Source organism: Pseudomonas sp. NPDC087804 (assembly GCF_044742965.1).
Classification (GTDB): domain Bacteria; phylum Pseudomonadota; class Gammaproteobacteria; order Pseudomonadales; family Pseudomonadaceae; genus Aquipseudomonas; species Aquipseudomonas rustica.
Genome location: NZ_JBIUVN010000008.1, coordinates 98,789 through 117,763 on the forward strand (window position 1 = coordinate 98,789; position 18,975 = coordinate 117,763).

General features: G+C 60.5%; 17 protein-coding genes and 1 pseudogene. 11 read left to right on the top strand and 7 right to left on the bottom strand.

The window, feature by feature from the left end:
- Positions 1-172: 172 nt before the first annotated feature.
- From accC to gcbA, 5 genes and pseudogenes are all read right to left on the bottom strand, one after another.
- Entirely contained in the window at positions 173-1,522 is a 1,350-nt protein-coding gene (gene accC / locus ACIOMO_RS14060) for an acetyl-CoA carboxylase biotin carboxylase subunit (protein ID WP_401241499.1), read from the bottom strand.
- Between the two features lie 26 nt (positions 1,523-1,548).
- Positions 1,549-2,007 (bottom strand): acetyl-CoA carboxylase biotin carboxyl carrier protein, encoded by a 459-nt coding sequence (gene accB, locus ACIOMO_RS14065; RefSeq protein WP_008078186.1) that lies wholly within the window; start codon positions 2,005-2,007, stop codon positions 1,549-1,551.
- 48 nt (positions 2,008-2,055) lie between these two features.
- On the bottom strand, positions 2,056-2,508 hold the full coding sequence (gene aroQ, locus ACIOMO_RS14070) for a type II 3-dehydroquinate dehydratase (RefSeq protein WP_008078187.1): 453 nt from the start codon (positions 2,506-2,508) through the stop codon (positions 2,056-2,058).
- Between the two features lie 241 nt (positions 2,509-2,749).
- Positions 2,750-3,256 (bottom strand): annotated as a pseudogene (locus tag ACIOMO_RS14075) (methyl-accepting chemotaxis protein); the annotation flags it as partial.
- A gap of 1,491 nt (positions 3,257-4,747) precedes the next feature.
- Positions 4,748-6,418 carry a diguanylate cyclase GcbA gene (gcbA, locus tag ACIOMO_RS14080; RefSeq protein ID WP_053116907.1) on the bottom strand — a complete coding sequence of 557 codons (1,671 nt, stop codon included), beginning with the start codon at positions 6,416-6,418 and terminating at the stop codon, positions 4,748-4,750.
- A 434-nt stretch (positions 6,419-6,852) separates the two neighbouring features.
- On the opposite strand from gcbA, the gene ACIOMO_RS14085 reads away from it, so the two are divergent.
- The 7 genes from ACIOMO_RS14085 (at position 6,853) to ACIOMO_RS14115 (ending at position 14,577) form a co-directional block, all read left to right on the top strand.
- Entirely contained in the window at positions 6,853-7,920 is a 1,068-nt protein-coding gene (locus tag ACIOMO_RS14085; RefSeq protein WP_401241414.1) for a DUF2333 family protein, read from the top strand.
- Positions 7,921-7,923: 3 nt separating this feature from the next.
- On the top strand, positions 7,924-8,481 hold the full coding sequence (locus tag ACIOMO_RS14090) for an NUDIX hydrolase (RefSeq protein WP_053116909.1): 558 nt from the start codon (positions 7,924-7,926) through the stop codon (positions 8,479-8,481).
- 328 nt (positions 8,482-8,809) lie between these two features.
- On the top strand, positions 8,810-9,181 hold the full coding sequence (locus tag ACIOMO_RS14095) for a translation initiation factor Sui1 (RefSeq protein WP_007914613.1): 372 nt from the start codon (positions 8,810-8,812) through the stop codon (positions 9,179-9,181).
- Between the two features lie 219 nt (positions 9,182-9,400).
- Positions 9,401-11,314, top strand: coding sequence for an arginine decarboxylase (gene speA, locus ACIOMO_RS14100; protein WP_053116910.1), 1,914 nt, complete (start codon positions 9,401-9,403; stop codon positions 11,312-11,314).
- Between the two features lie 234 nt (positions 11,315-11,548).
- Positions 11,549-12,892, top strand: a complete 1,344-nt coding sequence (locus ACIOMO_RS14105) for a contractile injection system protein, VgrG/Pvc8 family (RefSeq protein ID WP_401241417.1) — start codon at positions 11,549-11,551, stop codon at positions 12,890-12,892.
- Entirely contained in the window at positions 12,889-13,683 is a 795-nt protein-coding gene (locus tag ACIOMO_RS14110) for a DUF4123 domain-containing protein (RefSeq protein WP_401241420.1), read from the top strand. Before ACIOMO_RS14105 ends, ACIOMO_RS14110 begins: the two co-directional genes overlap by 4 nt.
- An 18-nt stretch (positions 13,684-13,701) precedes the next feature.
- Positions 13,702-14,577, top strand: coding sequence for an alpha/beta hydrolase (locus ACIOMO_RS14115; RefSeq protein ID WP_401241423.1), 876 nt, complete (start codon positions 13,702-13,704; stop codon positions 14,575-14,577).
- On the opposite strand, the gene ACIOMO_RS14120 is transcribed toward ACIOMO_RS14115, so the two are convergent.
- Both ACIOMO_RS14120 and ACIOMO_RS14125 read right to left on the bottom strand, forming a co-directional pair.
- Positions 14,571-15,920 (bottom strand): MATE family efflux transporter, encoded by a 1,350-nt coding sequence (locus tag ACIOMO_RS14120; RefSeq protein ID WP_053116914.1) that lies wholly within the window; start codon positions 15,918-15,920, stop codon positions 14,571-14,573. The two genes, ACIOMO_RS14115 and ACIOMO_RS14120, sit on opposite strands and share 7 nt — an antisense overlap.
- Positions 15,921-16,070: 150 nt before the next feature.
- Positions 16,071-16,364, bottom strand: coding sequence for a hypothetical protein (locus tag ACIOMO_RS14125; protein WP_007914623.1), 294 nt, complete (start codon positions 16,362-16,364; stop codon positions 16,071-16,073).
- A 235-nt stretch (positions 16,365-16,599) separates the two neighbouring features.
- On the opposite strand from ACIOMO_RS14125, the gene ACIOMO_RS14130 reads away from it, so the two are divergent.
- Genes ACIOMO_RS14130 through ACIOMO_RS14145 form a run of 4 tightly spaced genes read left to right on the top strand, consistent with a single transcriptional unit; the run spans position 16,600 to position 18,889 of the window.
- Positions 16,600-16,902, top strand: coding sequence for a MazG-like family protein (locus ACIOMO_RS14130; protein WP_053116915.1), 303 nt, complete (start codon positions 16,600-16,602; stop codon positions 16,900-16,902).
- Entirely contained in the window at positions 16,902-17,651 is a 750-nt protein-coding gene (locus ACIOMO_RS14135) for a methyltransferase (protein WP_401241426.1), read from the top strand. Before ACIOMO_RS14130 ends, ACIOMO_RS14135 begins: the two co-directional genes overlap by 1 nt.
- A gap of 12 nt (positions 17,652-17,663) precedes the next feature.
- A complete protein-coding gene (locus tag ACIOMO_RS14140; RefSeq protein ID WP_401241429.1) occupies positions 17,664-18,278 on the top strand; it encodes a DUF4136 domain-containing protein in 615 nt (204 codons plus the stop codon).
- Positions 18,279-18,331: 53 nt separating this feature from the next.
- Positions 18,332-18,889 (top strand): DUF4136 domain-containing protein, encoded by a 558-nt coding sequence (locus tag ACIOMO_RS14145; RefSeq protein ID WP_053116918.1) that lies wholly within the window; start codon positions 18,332-18,334, stop codon positions 18,887-18,889.
- The last annotated feature ends 86 nt before the right edge of the window (positions 18,890-18,975 follow it).

The following is an 18,975-nucleotide window of genomic DNA, read 5'->3' on the forward strand; positions in this document are numbered from 1 at the left end:
GCAGAACACGAACATGGTTGAAGATCAAAAGATCGCAGCCTTCGGCAGCTCCTACAGGGGGAGTGCAGCGACTTCCATGGTGACTTGCACGGTGACTTCCATAGCGGGCTTTTGAAACCTGCAGAAACAACAAAGCCGCCCGAAGGCGGCTTTGTCTGGTGCGGGCTGAAGCTTAGTGCTTCTCGCCAGCCAGCTTGTGCTCGAGGTAGTGAATGTTTACACCGCCCTTGCAGAAGCCTTCATCACGAACCAGATCACGGTGCAGCGGGATGTTGGTCTTGATCCCGTCAACCACGATTTCGTCCAGGGCATTGCGCATGCGGGCCATGGCTTCGTCGCGGGTCGCGCCGTAAGTGATCAGCTTGCCGATCAGCGAGTCGTAGTTCGGTGGAACGGCATAGCCACTGTACAGGTGCGAATCGACGCGAACGCCGTTGCCGCCTGGAGCGTGGAAATGCTTGACCGTACCCGGGCTCGGCATGAAGGTTTTCGGGTCTTCAGCGTTGATTCGGCATTCCAGCGAGTGACCGCGGATTACCACATCATCCTGAGTGAACGACAGCTTGTTGCCAGCGGCGATGCTGAGCATCTCCTTGACGATGTCGATGCCGGTGACCATTTCCGAAACCGGGTGCTCCACCTGAACACGGGTGTTCATTTCGATGAAGTAGAAACGACCGTTCTCGTACAGGAACTCGAAAGTACCCGCGCCGCGGTAGCCGATGTCGATGCACGCCTTGACGCAGCGAGCCAGTACTTCTTCGCGAGCCTTCTCGTCGATGCCCGGTGCCGGCGCTTCTTCGAGAACTTTCTGGTGACGACGTTGCAGCGAGCAATCGCGGTCGCCCAGGTGGATCGCGTGGCCCTGGCCATCGGACAGCACCTGAACTTCGACGTGGCGCGGGTTGGTCAGGAATTTTTCCAGATACACCATCGGGTTGCCGAACGCCGCGCCAGCTTCGGTGCGGGTCAGTTTGGCGAAGGCGATCAGGTCTTCTTCCTTGTGCACAACGCGCATGCCGCGACCACCACCGCCGCCAGCGGCTTTGATGATCACCGGATAGCCGACTTCACGACCAATGCGCAGCGCCGTTTCTTCGTCTTCCGGCAGAGGGCCGTCGGAACCTGGAACGGTAGGAACGCCCGCTTCGATCATCGCGTGCTTGGCCGATACCTTGTCGCCCATCAGGCGAATGGTTTCGGCTTTCGGGCCAATGAAAGCGAAGCCGGAGTTCTCGACTTGCTCGGCAAAATCGGCGTTTTCCGCGAGGAAACCGTAGCCTGGGTGAATGGCGGTAGCGCCAGTCACTTCAGCGGCAGCGATGATGGCCGGGATGTGCAGGTAGGACTGAGCGGCAGACGCCGGGCCGATGCAGACGGATTCGTCTGCCAGACCCAGGTGCATCAGCTCTTTGTCGGCCTTGGAGTAAACGGCGACGGTCTTGATGCCCATCTCTTTGCAGGCACGCAGAATCCGCAGGGCGATCTCACCGCGGTTCGCGATCAGAACTTTTTCCAACATCGCAGTCATCAAAGGCTCTCCGCAGTTCAAACGATGGTGAACAGCGGTTGGTCGTACTCAACCGGCTGGCCGTCTTCGACGAGGATGGACTCGATCACACCGCTGGTTTCAGCTTCGATGTGGTTCATCATCTTCATGGCTTCGACGATGCACAGAGTGTCGCCTTTCTTCACGGTCTGGCCGACTTCAACAAAGGCTGGCGAAGCTGGCGAAGATTTACGGTAGAACGTGCCGACCATCGGCGAACGGGCAACAGTGCCGTTCAGCGCTGGCGCAGCAGCGGCAACCGGGGCTGCAGCCGCTACCGGAGCAGCAACAGGTGCGGCAGCCGGTGCTTGCATCGGAGCCGGCGCGTAGTACTGCTGAGCCGGGGTTTTGCTGTGACGGCTGATGCGTACGGACTCTTCGCCTTCCTTGATCTCGAGCTCGTCGATGCCGGACTCTTCCAGCAATTCGATCAATTTCTTAACTTTACGGATATCCATGAATCATCAACTCCCAAGGGTCGGTCAGGGGCGCTTAACGCTTGTATTTCAAGTCGTTGCCGGTGTTTCAAGCTGTTCTAGTGCAGCCTCCAGGGCCAGTCGGTAACCGCTGGCGCCAAGGCCGCAGATCACTCCCACCGCTACGTCGGAGAAGTAAGAGTGATGGCGGAAAGGTTCGCGTTTGTGCACGTTGGACAAATGCACTTCGATGAATGGGATGCTCACTCCCAGCAGCGCGTCACGTAATGCGACACTTGTGTGTGTAAAAGCTGCTGGATTGATCAGGATGAAATCCACACCTTCGCCGCGCGCGGCGTGGATCCGGTCGATCAATTCGTACTCGGCATTGCTTTGCAGATACAGCAGATGGTGGCCGGCTTCACGGGCGCGGCGCTCCAGATCCTGATTGATCTGCGCCAGGGTCGTTGAACCGTAAGTACCGGGTTCGCGGGTGCCGAGCAGGTTCAGGTTGGGGCCGTGCAGCACCAGTAGCGTTGCCATCTGCGTTGTCCTTGTTATGAGTGAGCAATGTTCAGAACCCGGCGACTATGCCGCAAAGACTTTGTGACTGTCCAGTTCTATGCAATAGCCAGCACGATGGGCGATGTTTGCGCAAAATATGTGACCGAGGGTCTGGATCCGGTCATTTGTGGTGACTGGACGGGCCTCTTCGCGAGCAGGCTCGCTCCCACATTGGAATATGTACCCCTGTGGGAGCGAGCCTGCTCGCGAAAGCGATCTATCAGACGCGAAAGGCCTGAACGGCTGTATGCAGCTGGCCGCCGAGTACAAGCAAGTTCTCGCCTTGTTCGCGACCTCGGCCGATCCGCAGCAAGTTATCCCCACCCAACTGATGAATTCGCTCACTGTGATCGCGAATCTCACTGACCGCGCCACTCTGCTGCGCCGTAACCTCAGCAATGCGCACTGCCGTGTCGGAAATCGTCTGGATCGCGCCAACAATTTTATCCAGCGCGCCATCCGCTGCTTGTGCCTGACTGGCCGTGGCTTCGGCGTGTTCGACCTGCGCGCGCATGCCTTCGACCGATTGCCGCGCCGCCGTTTGCAGGCCGGCAATCAACGTCTGAATCTCCGCCGTGGCCCCGGCAGTCCGTTGCGCCAGCGAACGCACTTCCTCGGCGACCACTGCAAAACCACGACCCATTTCCCCGGCCCGCGCCGCTTCAATTGCCGCGTTCAGCGCGAGCAAATTGGTCTGATCGGCAATCGAGCGAATCACCGTCAACACGCCGCCAATGGTCGCCGACTCCTCAGCCAGATGCTCGATCATCTGCGCGTTGCCTTGCACTTCGCCAACCAAGGCGTGCAGCCCGGTCAGGCTCTGGCCAATCACGGTTTGGCCATGTTCGACGGCCAGTCCGGCATGACGGCTGGCATCGGCTGCCTGTCGCGCGTCACCGGCCACTTGTTGAATCGTCGCCTCCAGTTCGCCGAGGGAATCGCGGATCAGCGCGGTGTCGCCGGCCTGATGCTCGGCGCCGCTGTGCAAATCGTTGCTCAGCTCGGCGAGGGTGCGGCTGCTGCCCGCGACTTGCTCCGCATTGCCGCGAATCGTCCCGACCAGATCGACCAGATAGGCGCGCAAGCGATTGAGCGAGGCCTCAATGTCATGCAGTTCGCGGTTGGTTTTGCCCAGATGAATGTCGCGGCTGAAATCGCCTTCAGCCCAGGTCGACAGCGCTGGAGCGAGGTTGGTCAAGGTGCGCGAGAGTCGGCGCTGCAAGGTGTCGATCAGCAGCGCGATCAACAGAATCAGGCCGATCATCACGCCCTGCATCAGGCGCACTTCACCCTGAATCTGCCCGTGTTGCGCACGCACCACCGGCTCGAGTCCGGCGATGGCCTGCTGCACGGCGGCGATTTTCTGGTGGGTGGCGGCGCTGAGATCGCTGCGCTTCTGGATCTGCTCGCGAGTGCGCGCCAGCTCTGCCGGATAACGACCGAGCAAGCTGTTGAGTTCGCGTTTGAGGCCGACGCCAGCATCTTCGGCGACGGCTTTTTCAGTGTTCTCGATGCCCATCATCGCGGCGAAATCGTCGCTGCCGGATTCACTTTTCGCAACCACGCCGAGCAAGGGCAGGGCATCGATTGCTTGAGCCTGCGTGCTGATATTGCTGACTTCACGCTCAACGTCCGCCGCCAGTTCACTGCGACCGCTGCTGACCAGTTTGTCCCGCGCCAGCGACAATTTGCCGAGATGTTGCGAGGCGGCAAGCAGCGGCGTCAGGTAACCCGAGTTGCCGTTGGCGTAGGTGCTGAGTTGCTCAAGGCTGGCGCTCAGTTCGCGTTCGGCCTGCAACAGCAGCGCCTGCGGATCACCGGCCAGTTTGCCGGCGGCGAGCAAGTCGGTTTTGCTGAATTCATCCAGCTCCGCCAGGCTCGGGCGCAGGGTATCGGCCAGCGCCGGCGGCAGTTCGCCGAGTTCTTTGTGCAAGCCATCAATGGCCTGACTGGCGGCGCTCAGGCGCAAGGCGTCGCCGCTGGCGAGGTAATCCTCAACGTTACGGGCGACCTCGTTCTGAAATTGCTGTGACAACCCCAGATACCGCTCCATCAACAGATACGGGCGTTCGAGGGCTTTTTGTGACCACCACAACGTGGCGCCGAGTGCGACACACACGGCGACCAGCAGCAGGGTATTGAGATTGGTGAGCAACTTCAGGCGCATGACGGCTACCAACGGCAGAAATGGTAAGCGCCTGAATTTATTGCGGTTCTGTTACAGGGTTATGACCGAATCAGTGGAATCTGATGAAAAGGTGGCACTTTGCTTTGATTCCCGCGCCGACTGCACGCGATTGCGTCCGGCACCCTTGGCGCGGTACAGCGCCTCGTCAGCCTGACTGGCCATCATCAGGCTGTCGCAGTCGTCGTGCATTTCCACCACGCCGGCGCTGAAGGTGCACCACAAATCCTGCGGTTGTGCCGGGTAATGAATCTCGGCGAAGCGCTGACGAATTTCGTCGAGCACTTTGTGCGCAGCCTCTATATCGGTGTCGGGCATAACGATGGCGAATTCTTCGCCGCCGTAACGGCCGATGAAATCGGTCTTGCGCAAACGCTGTTTAAGGAACAGTGCGAGGCTCTTGATCACGCGGTCGCCCATCGGGTGGCCGTGGCTGTCGTTGACCCGTTTGAAGTGGTCGATGTCGAGCATCGCAAAGCTTAGTGGCTTGCTCTCGCGGCGGGCGCGGAACGAGCAGTCTTCGAGCAATTGCAGAATGTGCGTGTGGTTGTACAAACCGGTGAGGCTGTCGCGCACCATCCGTGCTTTCAGATTGCGCGCACGGGCCGCGCGGTTGCGCACGGTGGTGATCAGGTGGCGCGGCTTGATCGGCTTGGTCAGGAAGTCATCGCCGCCCTCGCTCATCGCGTCGAGCTGTTTGTCCAGATCGTCCTCGGCCGACAGATAGATGATCGGCACGCTGACATAACGGTCGTTGTGGCGAATCACTTTGGCCAACTCAGTGCCGGTGCAGGCCGGCATGTACATGTCGAGGATGATCAGATCCGGCTGGAAATCAGCCAGTTCAGCCATCGCCTGAATCGGTTCGATGAGGGTGCGCGTGACGATGCCGGCGCTGTTGAGCAGGCGTTCAGTGTGCAAGGCCTGCGCACGCGAGTCGTCGATGATCAGCACTTTATAAGGTTCGTACTGGGCGACGCAGGTGAGGACTTCGATCTTCTCCAGCAGGCTCGATGCTTCGAGGGTGCCGGTGAGGAATTCCTGGCCGCCGGCGCGCACGGCGGCGAGGCGGGTCGGGGTGTCGGTTTCGTGCAGGCTGAAGAACAGCAGCGGCAGCGGTTCATCCAGACCGACCTGCGCTTCGGCGGCGAGTTTCAGGCCGATGCCGGCCCCGCTGAAGTCCACGTCCATGACGATGGCGGCGGGCAAGCGCTCGACCATCGACGAACGAAATGCCGCAACACTGTCCAGCGCCTGCGCGCTGAGACCGAAAAATTCCAGTTGTTTGGCCAGCCGCTCGGCGCGGTCGTGATCCTGCAGCATCACGTAGATCGGCTTGCGCAGCGGCGGCAGGAAGGTCTGGTCGAGTTGATCGCCATGGCGCAGGCCGGTGCGCGACAAGCGCTGCATCAAACGATTGAGATCGGTGATCAGACCGCTGCTGAGACGGCCGCGATTGGCGTCCACCGCTTGCAGCGATTGACTGATGTGGTGCGCCAGTTGCGTGTGTTCAGGCTGTTCGAAGCGCTCGGCAAAACGCAGCAGGCGCAAGTTCGCCTCGCTCAGTTCGGCGAGGTCGACGGTGGACCACTCACTGCGTTGCAGGCGCTGCCATATCTCAAGAATCTGACGTGCCTGATGAATTACCCGCTGGGCAAAGTGGTGCTTGAGACGCTCACGGCTGGGGTCTTCTGGCTCGGTCATATCCTGACTACTAGTTAGGCTGCATGCTGAGGGCGACTGGTGGCTCTATGCTAGCACCTCTTTTCCCTTACACGAGCGTCGTACTGCAATAATCTGCAATGCGTCATCATTCAGTTTCTGACCGATCGGTTTTGTTTTCGACCTGCTCGTCGGTGAAGTCCCCGTGTGCCGGGAGCGTAATAGAGGTCGGGTAGTTTTCGGATGAATTTTCCCCCGCACTTTTATCATCGCGGTGAATGCGCTTTTCGATTGTTTTCAAGCGCCTGCATGCGGGTGATCGGTCCTCGGGTATCAGGGAAACCCTTAGTTCGGCGCGAAGCGTCATTTGCCCACACGATTTGCGGCTTATCTTTACGCGCGGGTGCCCGGCTCTGGCACGTTGTTGTATGGTTGTGGTCGAACCGTTGAACCCAAGTGATTGAAAGGATATCGCCATGCTGGACTGGAAAAACCGCGCGGGCAGCGCGCCTGGACGTGCCGCCGAGCCCAAGTCGGCCACCCGCAGCTATGTTGGCGGGCTGCTGTTCAGCCGCGCATTGGCCACACTGATCGGCATTTATCTGCTGGTGACCATCGGCCTCGGCTGGTACTGGAGCCAGGAGCCAGCGCTGTTTCCGGTCGCACAAAACGCGCAAGTGGCTGCCGAGAAAGAAGGCAAGCAAATGGTCATCGGCTACACCACGGTCGAAACCCTGAAGACCGTCGCCGGCACGTTGCTCAACAAACCGGGCGGCTACATTTCCAACGACCGCTTCCCGCCAGGCCTGTGGATGGACAACACGCCGAGCTGGGAATACGGCGTGCTGGTTCAGGTGCGCGACCTGACCCGCGCCCTGCGTAAAGACTTCGCCCGTTCGCAATCGCAGTCTGCCGAAGACGCCGATCTGGCCAAGGCCGAGCCGCGTTTCAACTTCGACAACAAGAGCTGGGTTCTGCCTTCCAGCGAGTCCGAGTATCAGGAAGGCATCAACTCGCTGAGCCGTTATCAGGCGCGCCTGTCGGATCCGAGCCAGAAAAACGCACTGTTCTACGCACGTGCTGACAACCTGAACAACTGGCTGGGCGATGTCGGCACCCGTCTGGGCTCGCTGTCGCAACGACTGTCGGCCAGTGTCGGTCGGGTCAAGCTGAACACCGCGCTGAAAACTGAAACCCCGGCGGTGGGTGAAGTGCCGCAGGTCGATGAGGAAATCGTCGAGACGCCGTGGATGCAGATCGACAACGTCTTCTACGAAGCACGCGGTCAGGCCTGGGCGCTGTCGCACTTGCTGCGCGCTATCGAAGTCGACTTCGCCGATGTACTGGCGAAGAAGAACGCCACCGTCAGCGTGCGTCAGATTATTCGTGAGCTGGAAGCCTCGCAGGAACCGGTGTGGAGTCCTATGATTCTTAACGGTAGCGGCTTCGGCGTTTTGGCCAACCACTCGCTGGTCATGGCCAACTATATTTCCCGTGCGAACGCTGCTGTGATCGATCTGCGTCAACTGCTTAATCAGGGATGAGTCATGTCCGATAGCGCGAAAGAGGCGGCGCACCGTGCCGCCTCCGATGCCGAACAGATTGCCTGGGTCGACGAGCAGGACAACCTGCTCGGCGCTCTGGTGCGCGCCGATCTGCGCGAACGCGGGCTGATCGGTCGCGGCACTTACATCATGCTGTTCAATTCCGCCGGTGAGCTTTGCGTGCACCGGCGCACGCTGAGCAAGGCGATTTATCCCGGTTATTGGGATGTCGCGGCGGGTGGCATGGTGCAGGCTGACGAGACTTACGCCGAGTCGGCCGCCCGTGAGCTTGAAGAAGAGCTGGGCGTCAGCGGGGTGGAGTTGACCGCTCACGACCATTTCTACTTCGAAGACACCGGCAACCGTCTCTGGTGTTCGGCGTTTTCTGCAGTCTGGGACGGCCCGCTGAAACTGCAGCCGGAAGAGGTGCTGGAAGCGCGCTTTATTCCGGTCGAGCAGGTCATGCAGGAAATCCGGCAAAAGCCTTACTGCCCGGACTCGCTGGCCGCGTTGAAGCGCTATCTCAAGGCGCAACAAAGCGACGTCGCAAAGAACACATAAATTGGCGCTGATTGGCACTTAGCAATCGGGTTTTTTGCCGTTACACTGCGCGACCTTTTCAAGCTGCACCGAATAGTTTGAGGTTGGCCTGATTGACTGCTGGCCTGTGGGGAATCTGTAGGAGCTGCCGAAGGCTGCGATCTTTTGATCTTGGCCTTTAAAAAAGATCAAAAGATCGCAGCCTTCGGCAGCTCCTACATTTCAGCAATTGAGCCGTCCAGGAATCGATATCCGGTGCAGTAGCGCTGCCCCTGCCTGAGTGGGGCTTCGCGGTCGATGACCTTGCCCAAGGTCGCGATCAGTCTTTGTCCTCCCAAGAGGATTGCCGGTGGCCAAAAAAGCCGCATCCTTCGCCGCCCTTGGTGGCCTGGTATTTTCCACCGACGCAGGTCGTCATTGCCCGGAATGCAGTAAGCCGGTGGACGCCTGTATCTGCAAACAAACCGTGATCCCGGCAGGGGACGGCATTGCCCGCGTGCGTCGCGAGAGCAAGGGCCGCGGCGGCAAGACGGTGACCACCATCACCGGCGTGCCACTGGCCGAAGACGCGCTCAAAGAGTTGGCGACAACGTTGAAGAAACGTTGCGGCACTGGCGGGGCGCTGAAAGACGGGATCATCGAAATCCAGGGCGATCATGTCGAGCTACTCTTGGCTGAGCTGATCAAGCACGGTTTCAAAGCGAAGAAGTCCGGCGGCTAGCAGCCTCTGTGAAATCCATCTGCGGCTTGATCCGGCGCTGAAATACTTCAGATCCGGCGTCGTCTCCATGGTTTTCACAGAGCCTGTTCATGACCGGTTTCTAAACTCCACGCGGTCAGCGCGGTCTACCGCCGCGCTGACGAATCGTCATTTTCATTCTTTAGACTGCGCCAGCCTGCGTTCAGGCGACGCACTATGACTTCTTTATAGGGGACTTCGATGTCCGTACGACGCACACGTAAAGACGATGGCAGCCAATGGACAGTTGCGGACAGCCGCAGTGTTTACGGGATTCGCCATTGGGGGGCCGGGTATTTCGCGATCAATGAAGCCGGTCGCGTCGAAGTTCGTCCGAACGGCCCGAGCAGCTCGCCTATCGACCTGTTCGAGCAAGTCGACCAACTGCGCAAAAGCGGTTTGTCCTTGCCGTTGCTGGTTCGTTTCCCCGACATCCTGCAAGACCGTGTCCGCCAGTTGACCGGCGCCTTCGATGCGAACATCGAGCGTCTGGAATACCAGAGCAAGTACACCGCGCTGTACCCGATCAAGGTTAACCAGCAAGAAGCGGTGATCGAGAACATCATCGCCACCAAGGACGTCTCCATCGGTCTGGAAGCTGGCTCCAAGCCTGAGCTGCTGGCCGTCCTGGCGCTGGCGCCGAAGGGCGGCACCATCGTCTGCAACGGTTACAAGGATCGCGAGTTCATTCGTCTGGCGCTGATGGGTCAGAAGCTTGGCCACAACGTATTCATCGTCATCGAGAAAGAATCCGAAGTCGCTCTGGTGATCGAAGAAGCTGCCTCGCTTAAGGTCAAGCCGCAGGTCGGCCTGCGCGTGCGTCTGTCGTCACTGGCCTCGTCGAAGTGGGCGGACACCGGTGGCGAGAAATCCAAATTCGGTCTGTCGGCGGCGCAATTGCTGTCGGTGGTCGAGCGCTTCCGCGCGGCCGGTCTGGATCAGGGCATTCGCCTGCTGCACTTCCACATGGGTTCGCAGATTGCCAACCTCGCTGACTATCAGCACGGTTTCAAAGAAGCGATCCGTTACTACGGCGAGCTGCGCAACCTCGGTCTGCCGGTCGATCACATCGACGTCGGTGGCGGTCTGGGTGTCGACTACGACGGCACGCACTCGCGCAACGCCAGCTCGATCAACTACGACATGGACGATTACGCCGGTGTCGTGGTCGGCATGCTCAAGGAATTCTGCGACGCGCAGGCCCTGCCGCATCCGCACATCTTCTCCGAAAGCGGCCGCTCGCTGACCGCGCACCACGCGATGCTGGTGGTGCAGGTGACTGACGTCGAGAAGCACAACGACGAAATCCCGCAGATCGAAAACAAAGAAGCGCTGCCGGAAACCGTGCAGTGGCTGGTTGACCTGCTCGGCCCGACCGACATTGAAATGGTCACCGAAACCTACTGGCGCGCGACTCACTACATGAGCGACGTGGCCGCGCAGTACGCCGACGGCAAGCTGACCCTGGCTGAAAAAGCCCTGGCCGAGCAGTGCTACTTCGCCGTGTGCCGCCGCCTGCACAACTCGCTGAAAGCGCGTCAGCGTTCGCACCGTCAGGTGCTCGACGAGCTCAACGACAAACTGGCCGACAAGTACATCTGCAACTTCTCGGTGTTCCAGAGCCTGCCGGACACCTGGGCGATCGATCAGGTACTGCCGATCATCCCGCTGCACCGTCTCGACGAAGAGCCACTGCGTCGCGCGGTGCTGCAGGATCTGACCTGCGATTCCGACGGCAAGATCAACCAGTACGTCGACGAGCAGAGCATCGAAACCAGTCTGCCGGTACACGGTTTGAATGAAGGCGAAGACTACCTGCTGGGCGTGTTCCTCGTGGGCGCCTATCAGGAAATCCTCGGCGACATGCACAACCTGTTCGGTGACACCGACTCGGTGAACATTTACCAGAACGCCGATGGCAGCGTGTACCACGCCGGCATCGAGACCCACGACACCATCGAAGACATGCTGCGTTACGTGCACTTGTCGCCGGAAGAACTGATGACCCACTACCGCGACAAGTGCGCCAGTGCCCGCATCAGTGCCAGCGAGCGCACGCAATTCCTCGATGCCTTGCGTCTGGGTCTGACCCGCTCCTCCTACCTGTCTTCCTGACGGCAGGTTGTCCTTAAACCGGGTTGTCTGAAATTTTCCCCACTGGCTGTGGAAAATTCGGATAACCCGGTGGGACATATCCCAACTTCCCCGCGAAATCCTTGGCCATCCCGGCCAGCAAAGTCATCCGGTCTGCTTTTCGCGTAGGTCATTTCCTAAGTTGTACTTCGGCACTCTACTCTGCCATGGGTCTCGGCGAGAATCCCCGGCCGCCCCTCCTGTAGAGATCCGCCTATGTTTGATCCAGTCAACGAGCCGACCTTTCGTCTCGATGTAGCGGGTCTGTCCGACGCCTTTGAAGTGCTGGCGTTTACCGGTAACGAAGCCCTCAGCGAACCCTTTGCGTTTGAGATCGATGTGTTGATCGACGATGTGCAACTGGATCTCGCCGGTCTGCTGCACCGCTCGGTGTTCCTGCATTTCGATGCGCTGCGCAACGGTGTGCACGGGCAATTGCACAGCCTGGTTCAGCACGAGCATGGCCCGGGCGTCCGCCTGTGTCGCGCGCGGCTGGGGCCAAAATTGAACTGCCTGGCGCTGCGTTTCAGTCAGCGGGTGTTCAGTGGTTGCTCGGTGCCGCAGATTCTCGCGCAAGTGCTCAAGGAACACGGGATCAGCGGTGGGCAGCGACGCTTCGAGCTGGGCGGCGACTATCCGCCGTTGGCGTTCTGCACCCAATACCGCGAGTCCGACCTGCAACTGCTGCAGCGGTTGTGCGCGCAGGCGGGCATCCACTATCACTTCGAGCATCGGCGTGACGGCCATTGTCTGGTGTTCGGTGACGATGTCGCGCAATTGCCTCGGGCCGGTGCCGCGCAATTTGCTGACGTGATAGAAGACGAAGCGCCGGCGGTGCGTCGCTGGCAATTGCACAACGCATGGTCGCCGAGCGGGGGCGGTACGCAAGCGGCGCAGAGGGCCGAGGGCGAAACCGATCTGGCCTGCTTGCGCAGTGGCCGCTGGTTGCCGCTGGCGGGGCATCCATTTGCCGAGTGCAATCGTGAATGGCTGCTGTCGCGCGTTGAACATCACGCTGACATGTCCCTCGAACAGCCTTACGCCAACCGGATTTTCGCGGTCTTGCAGGATGCCGCGCCGGTACCGGAAACCGTGCCCGCGCGCCCGCGCATGCACAGTTTGCAACGGGCCTGGGTGGTGGCGGTCGACGAGCCGCGTCCGGATCGCTCGCGGCCGGTGGCGGTACAGTTCGACTGGCTGTATCAGGGCGAAGGCGCTGCGGCCAGTCATTGCTGGCTGCCGCTGGCGCCGGCGTTGGCCGACCAGGCGCTGCCCTTGCTGCGCGAAGGGGTCGAGGTGGTGGTGAGTTTTCTTGAAGGCGATCCGGATCAACCGGTGATCAGCGGGGTTTTACAGGCGCCGCTGGCCGATGAAGAGCCTGAGCAAGATACCCCGTTGCCGGAGCAGATCATCACCGAAGGCCTGCCACAATGGCTGAAGTCGGCGCAACCGTTGCTGCTGCTGTGCCTGATCCCCGGCGGCGGCAGTTACAGCCATTGTCGCGAATCAATCTGCAGCTGCCGGTTGGTCAGTGAACTCGACCAGAGCGGTCGCGGATGAGCGACGTCATGCTCGAACCGCTGGCGCAATGGCTGCTGCTCGATGTCCAGGAAGCACCGCAGGCGCTGAAGATGCTGCGTGAAGAATTCGCTGGATTGCGGCACTTCTGGCTGTTCGATGCCACGGAGTTTCAACCGCTGCGCGAGCACGGGCCGTTGTTGATCGAGTTGCACGACAGCGAGGCGCTGCTGGAATGCTGTCAGCGTGACCCGCAGACCTGGCGCGGCTTGTTGCTGGACAGCGAAGTGTCGAGCGCGGAATTGCTCCTGCATTTGCGGCGCATGCTCACCGTGTCGTTCGGCCTGCATCACCGCGCACTGCTGAGTTACTACAACCGCCAGACTGCGAGCTATTTCTTCGACGCTTGCGATGCCCGCGAATTGAGCCGTTGGCTCGGGCCGATTCAGCAGTTGCGCTGGTACGGTGGCACCTGGGCCGACCGGGCGATTGGCAGTCACGGCTGGCAGCAATTGCGCAATCCAGGTTTGGCGGTGGCGCCGCTCGGGGTTGAAGAAAATCTGACTGCGCAGCAACGCGAGCGCCTGCAAACCTGTCTGCTGGAGCAGCACATCTGGCGCTGGTGCCAATCGCTTGGAACCGACTACGCGGCGATGGCCTCCCATGTTCAACAAGGTCTGGCGCTGGGCTTCAGCGACCGTGGCGTGCTCGACGGCTGGTTGTGGCTACGCTTGCTGCATCCGCGCGCTGTGTTGGTGCCGCCACCGGCGGGATTGACCCAGCAGGAAGGGCTCGACCATGTGCGTCGTCAGTGGCAGAACGATCAACCCTGAAACAGAGGTTCGGCATCCATGGCAGGCACTTTGCGGCAACGGTTTTGCGTGCTGATCGGCGGGATTTTGCTGGTGGTGCTGGGCGGTTGTTCGCCGGTGAAGGTGCTCAACGCCCTGACGCCCGAAGAGACCTTCGATAAAACCGCTGGGATTGCCTACGGTGACGATCCACGGCAGAAGCTCGACGTCTATGTGCCGCGTCATCCGCTCAAGGACGCGCCGGTGGTGGTGTTTTTCTACGGCGGCAGCTGGAATACGGGCGACCGAACGGATTACACCTTTGTCGGCGAAGCGCTGGCGTCGCGGGGGATTGTCGCAGTGGTGGCGGATTATCGGCTGTATCCGCAGGTGCGTTATCCACTGTTTCTCGAAGACGGCGCGCGGGCGGTGGCGTGGGCCAAGGCACACATCAGCGAATATTCAGGGAACCCGCAGCGCCTGTATTTGATGGGGCACAGCTCCGGCGCCTACAACGCGGCGATGCTGGCGCTGGATGGCGATTTGCTGGGGAAGGTCGGCATGTCGCCGAAAAATCTCAGCGGATGGATCGGTCTGGCCGGGCCGTATGATTTTCTGCCGATCGAGAACCCTGACGTGCGTCCGGTGTTCTTCTGGCCGAATTCGCCGCCGCAATCGCAGCCGATCAACCATGTCAGTCGCGGCGCGCCACCGGCGTTGCTGATTGCCGCGAGCAAGGATGATCTGGTCAACCCGACGCGCAACACCGGCGGCCTCGCTCGCAAACTGCGCGAAGCCGGGGTGCCGGTGCAAGATTTGTATTACTCGCGGCCCAGCCACATCACATTGGTGGCGACACTGTCACGACCACTGCGGCGATTGGCGCCGGTGCTCGATCAGGTAGTCGGTTTTATCGAGCACACGCCCACTCAATGAGCGCCACCGTTGAACCAGCCGTCATTGCGCTTGAGCCACAGGGCTTGCGCGCCGAGTGTCAGGCTGCGCAAGACCATGAACAGCAGAAACGTTATCCACAGGCCGTGATTGCCCAGACCTTGCAGCGCCCAGGCGAAGGGCAGCAGCAGAACCACGGTCATCAACATGCCATTGCGCATTTCCCGCGCACGGGTGGCGCCGATGAACAGGCCATCGAGCAAGTAGCTCCACACCGCAATCAACGGCAGCACGGCGAGGTAGGGCAGGTAGATAAAAGCGGTGTCGCGCACGCTCTGGATGTTGGTCTGCATCTCGATAAACAGATGCCCGCCGAGCAGAAACAGCACGGCAAAACCGACGCTGGCGATCAATGACCATCCGCCAGCCACCACCAGCGATCGACGCAACGCAAGGCGATCACGCGCGCCGATGGCGTGGCCGCAGAGGGCTTCGACGGCGTGGGCCAGACCGTCGAGGGCGTGGGCGGTCAGCAGCAAGCCATTGAGCAGCAGCGCGTTGGCGGCGACGGTGGCATCACCCAGCCGCGCGCCTTGCACGGTGATCAGGAAAAACACCGATTGCAGGGCGAGGCTGCGGATGAAGATGTCGCGATTGACCGCCAGCAACGGGCGCCAGCTCTGCCACAGTTTCAACGCCGCCCAGGCAATGTGCCCCGGATACGCGCGCAGGGCTTTGCGGGTCATGTAGAGGCCGAGCAGGGCGCCGCTCCATTCGGCGATCACCGAAGCGCGGGCCGAACCGACCACGCCCCAGTCCAGACCGATGACAAACCACAGATTGAGGGCGATGTTGATCAGGTTGGTGCTGAGCAGAATCGCCAGTGGCGCCCGCGCGTTTTGCGTGCCGAGGAACCAGCCGACCAGCGCGTAACTGGCCAGCGCCGCCGGCAGGCCGAACAGCCGCGTATGGAAAAACTCCCGGGTGAGCTGATCCAGCTCCGCCGACGGCTGCATGAAATGCAGAGCTACGCCGCTCAACGGCACGCCGAGGGTGCCGAGCACCAGCGCCAGACCCATCGCCAGCAGCAACCCTTGCAAGAGAATCTGTCGCAACGCCGCGCCGTCACTGCGCCCGGCTGCTTGCGCGGCAAAACCGGTAGTGCCCATGCGCAGAAAACCCATGGCCCAGGCGAGAAAGGTGTACAGGCTGGCGCCGACTGCCACGGCGCCCAGTTGATGGGCGTGGGGCAAATGGCCGATGACAGTGCTGTCGACCAGCGCCACCAGCGGCACGGAAATATTCGAAAGGATCATCGGCGCAGCCAGCGCCCAGACCTTGCGGTGAGTCGGGCGGTCGCGCCAGTCGGTGGTCAGGTTGGACATGCGGGCTCCTTGGGGGAGCGGCATTGTAGCGATTAACGCTATCCCCCTGTAGGAGTGAGCCTGCTCGCGATAGCGGTGTGTCAGCTAGAGATGTTTCAACTGAACCACCGCTATCGCGAGCAGGCTCACTCCTACAGGAGGGCGGTGGTGTCAGTGAATAATCCAGCTCAGCAACCACAACCCCAGCAACAACCAGATAATCCCGGCAATGATCGACGCATTCATAAACGCCCGAATCGCCGACCACAACAGCATCAACCCGACAATCAGCGCGATGATGCTGATGATCGATGTGTCCATCCCCAGCGTCTTCGCCAGCCCGTCGACAAAGTTGCCGCCGGCATTGCTCAGAATATTGAACAGCCCGCTGAGGCCATCGACGATAAAGCGGATCACCGACCCGAGCGCCTGGCCGAGCCATTCGAAAAAGCTTTCTACCTGCATGTGTGCATCCTGATGAAAGAGCTGAGCCTTGGGCCACAACGCAGGTGGCCGAGTTCCCTGCATGATAGTGGGTTTACACCGCCCTTGTAGGAGTGAGCCTGCTCGCGATAGCGGTGTGTCAGTCAACGGTGATGTTGAATGCAATGGCGTCATCGCGAGCAGGCTCACTCCTACAGGGTTTGCGCTTGCCTTCAGCGGGCATCCGCTTGAAGCTATACGCCTTCAGGAGAGCCCGATGAACCTTGTTGAACTGACCGAACGCCTGCACGCCATTCGCGACCGCAATGACTGGCGGCAATTTCACAGCCCGAAAAACCTGGCCATGGCCGCCAGCGTCGAGATGTCTGAGCTGGTGGAAATCTTCCAGTGGCTGAGCGAAGACCAGTCGCGCCAGTTGCCCGCTGACAAACTCGCCCACGCCGGGCAGGAAGTCGGCGATATCGTGCTGTACCTGTTGCTGCTGTGCAGCGAGTTGGGGTTGGACATGAATGAAGTGGTGCGCGCCAAGCTCGCCGACAGCGAACGGCGGTTCAGCTGATGAGCGACCGGCATTTCGACCAGTTGGCGACGCGTTTCGCCGAAAAAATCTACGGCGGTGCCAAAGGCGCGATTCGCCTCGCGGTGTTGCAGGCCGACCTCGCTGAAGCGCTGCCGGATCGGCGGTTGCGTGTGCTCGACATCGGCGGTGGTCTCGGCCACATGTCGCTGTGGCTGGCCGAGCGTGGCCACGACGTGACCTTCACCGAACCGGCCGAGCCGATGCTTGAAGGCGCGCGCCAGCGTTTCGCCGAAGCCGGGCAGACCGCGACGTTTATTCAGGCGCCGTGGCAGGAATTGCTTGGGCAACTCACCGAACCGTATGACCTGGTGATCTGCCACGCCGTGCTCGAGTGGCTCGCCGAACCCCACGCGATCCTGCCGGTGCTGCATCAATTGACCAAGCCCGGCGGCTGGCTGTCTTTGGCGTTCTACAACCGTGACGCGCTGATTTACCGCAACCTGCTCAAAGGCCATTTCAAGAAAATGCGCAAGAACGACATGGCCGGTGAAAAGCAGAGCCTGACCCCGCAGCAGCCCCTCGATCCACGGGAATTGGCAACGCAACTCGAAGGGTTGTGGCAGGTCGAAACTCAGAGCGGGATCCGGGTTTTCCACGACTACATGCCGGTGGAATTCCAGGCCCGCGCCGAACTCGTCGATTTGCTCGAGATGGAGCTCGCTCACCGTCGCCACCCAAGCTTCGCCGGGCTTGGGCGTTACTTGCACTGGATCTGCCGGCCGATCTGATCGGAGCGCGAAATGAAAGCTCAATCCGGGTTATTGCTGATCTGTCTGGGGTTGGCCGCCTGCGAGGGCAGCAACCCTTACGTGGCGCAATCGCGGCCCTTGCCGCCGGCGCCGCCGCAAGCCGCCAACACCTTTGATCGCAGTGCTTATCCGGCGCCGCCGCGTGATTACGGACGCTATCGCAGCTGGGCCTGGCTCAACGGCCAATTGCCGCCGGGCACGGCATGGGCGGATTCGGCGCAAGTGGCCGAGGCAGTCAGCAACGCGCTGGATCAGCGTGGTCTGCGCCCGCTGCACGACAATCGTCCGGCCGACCTGTTGGTCAGCGCCAATCTGAGTCTGCAAACACGCTTGCGTCAGGTGCAGGACGATTACGGCTACTACGGCGGCGGATACAGTGGCTATGATCGTTATGGTCGGGGTTACGGGATGTACAACAGCGTGCCGATCGTGCGCACGTACTCCGAACAAGTGGTCGTCGTTCAGGTGGATCTGGTCGACGCCGGTACCGGACAACCGGTCTGGAGTTCCAGCGCCGAAACAGGCACCCGTGGCAACCAGAGTGATCAAGCTGATTCGATCCGGGAGGCTGTGGAAAAGGCCATGTCGGCGTATCCTCCCAGTTAGCTTCTTGCAAATGAGAAGCTTGTGCAGGTCATGTCTTCTACCGGAGAAAAACCATGTTCCGTCGTCTCGCCTTACTGGCCATGGCCGCGTTGCTCAGCGCCTGCGCCGCCAATCAGGTCAATCATGACTTCGACGCCAGCCGCGATTTTGCTGCGTATCGCAACTGGAGCTGGAAAGAACCCGCCCTGCAATATCGCCCGGATGATCCACGGATCAAAAGCGACCTGACCGAGCAACGCATCCGCCAGGCCGTCACCGATCAACTCGATCAGCGCGGTTTGCGCCCGGCCGCTGCCGGGGCCAAGGGTGATTTGAGTGTGCAGACTTACTTGATCGTCGAGGATCGTCAGCAGCAAGTGACGACCAATTACGGCGGCGGTTGGGGGGGGCCGTGGAATGGCTACTGGGGCGCGCCGATGTACAACGAAACGCGCAACATCACCTACAAAGTCGCGACCATCCAGATCGACTTGCTCGACGGCAAGGACGGCAAACTGGTTTGGCGCGGCAGCGACGAGCAGATGCTCGCCAGCAAACCGAACCCGGAAGACCGCAGCAACGCCATCCGCGAGACCGTCACCCGGATCCTCGCCAACTACCCACCGCGCTGAAATGATGTAAAAAATCCCCTGTAGGAGCTGCTGAAGGCTGCGATCTTTTGATCTGTTTTTTTAAAAGCAAGATCAAAAGATCGCAG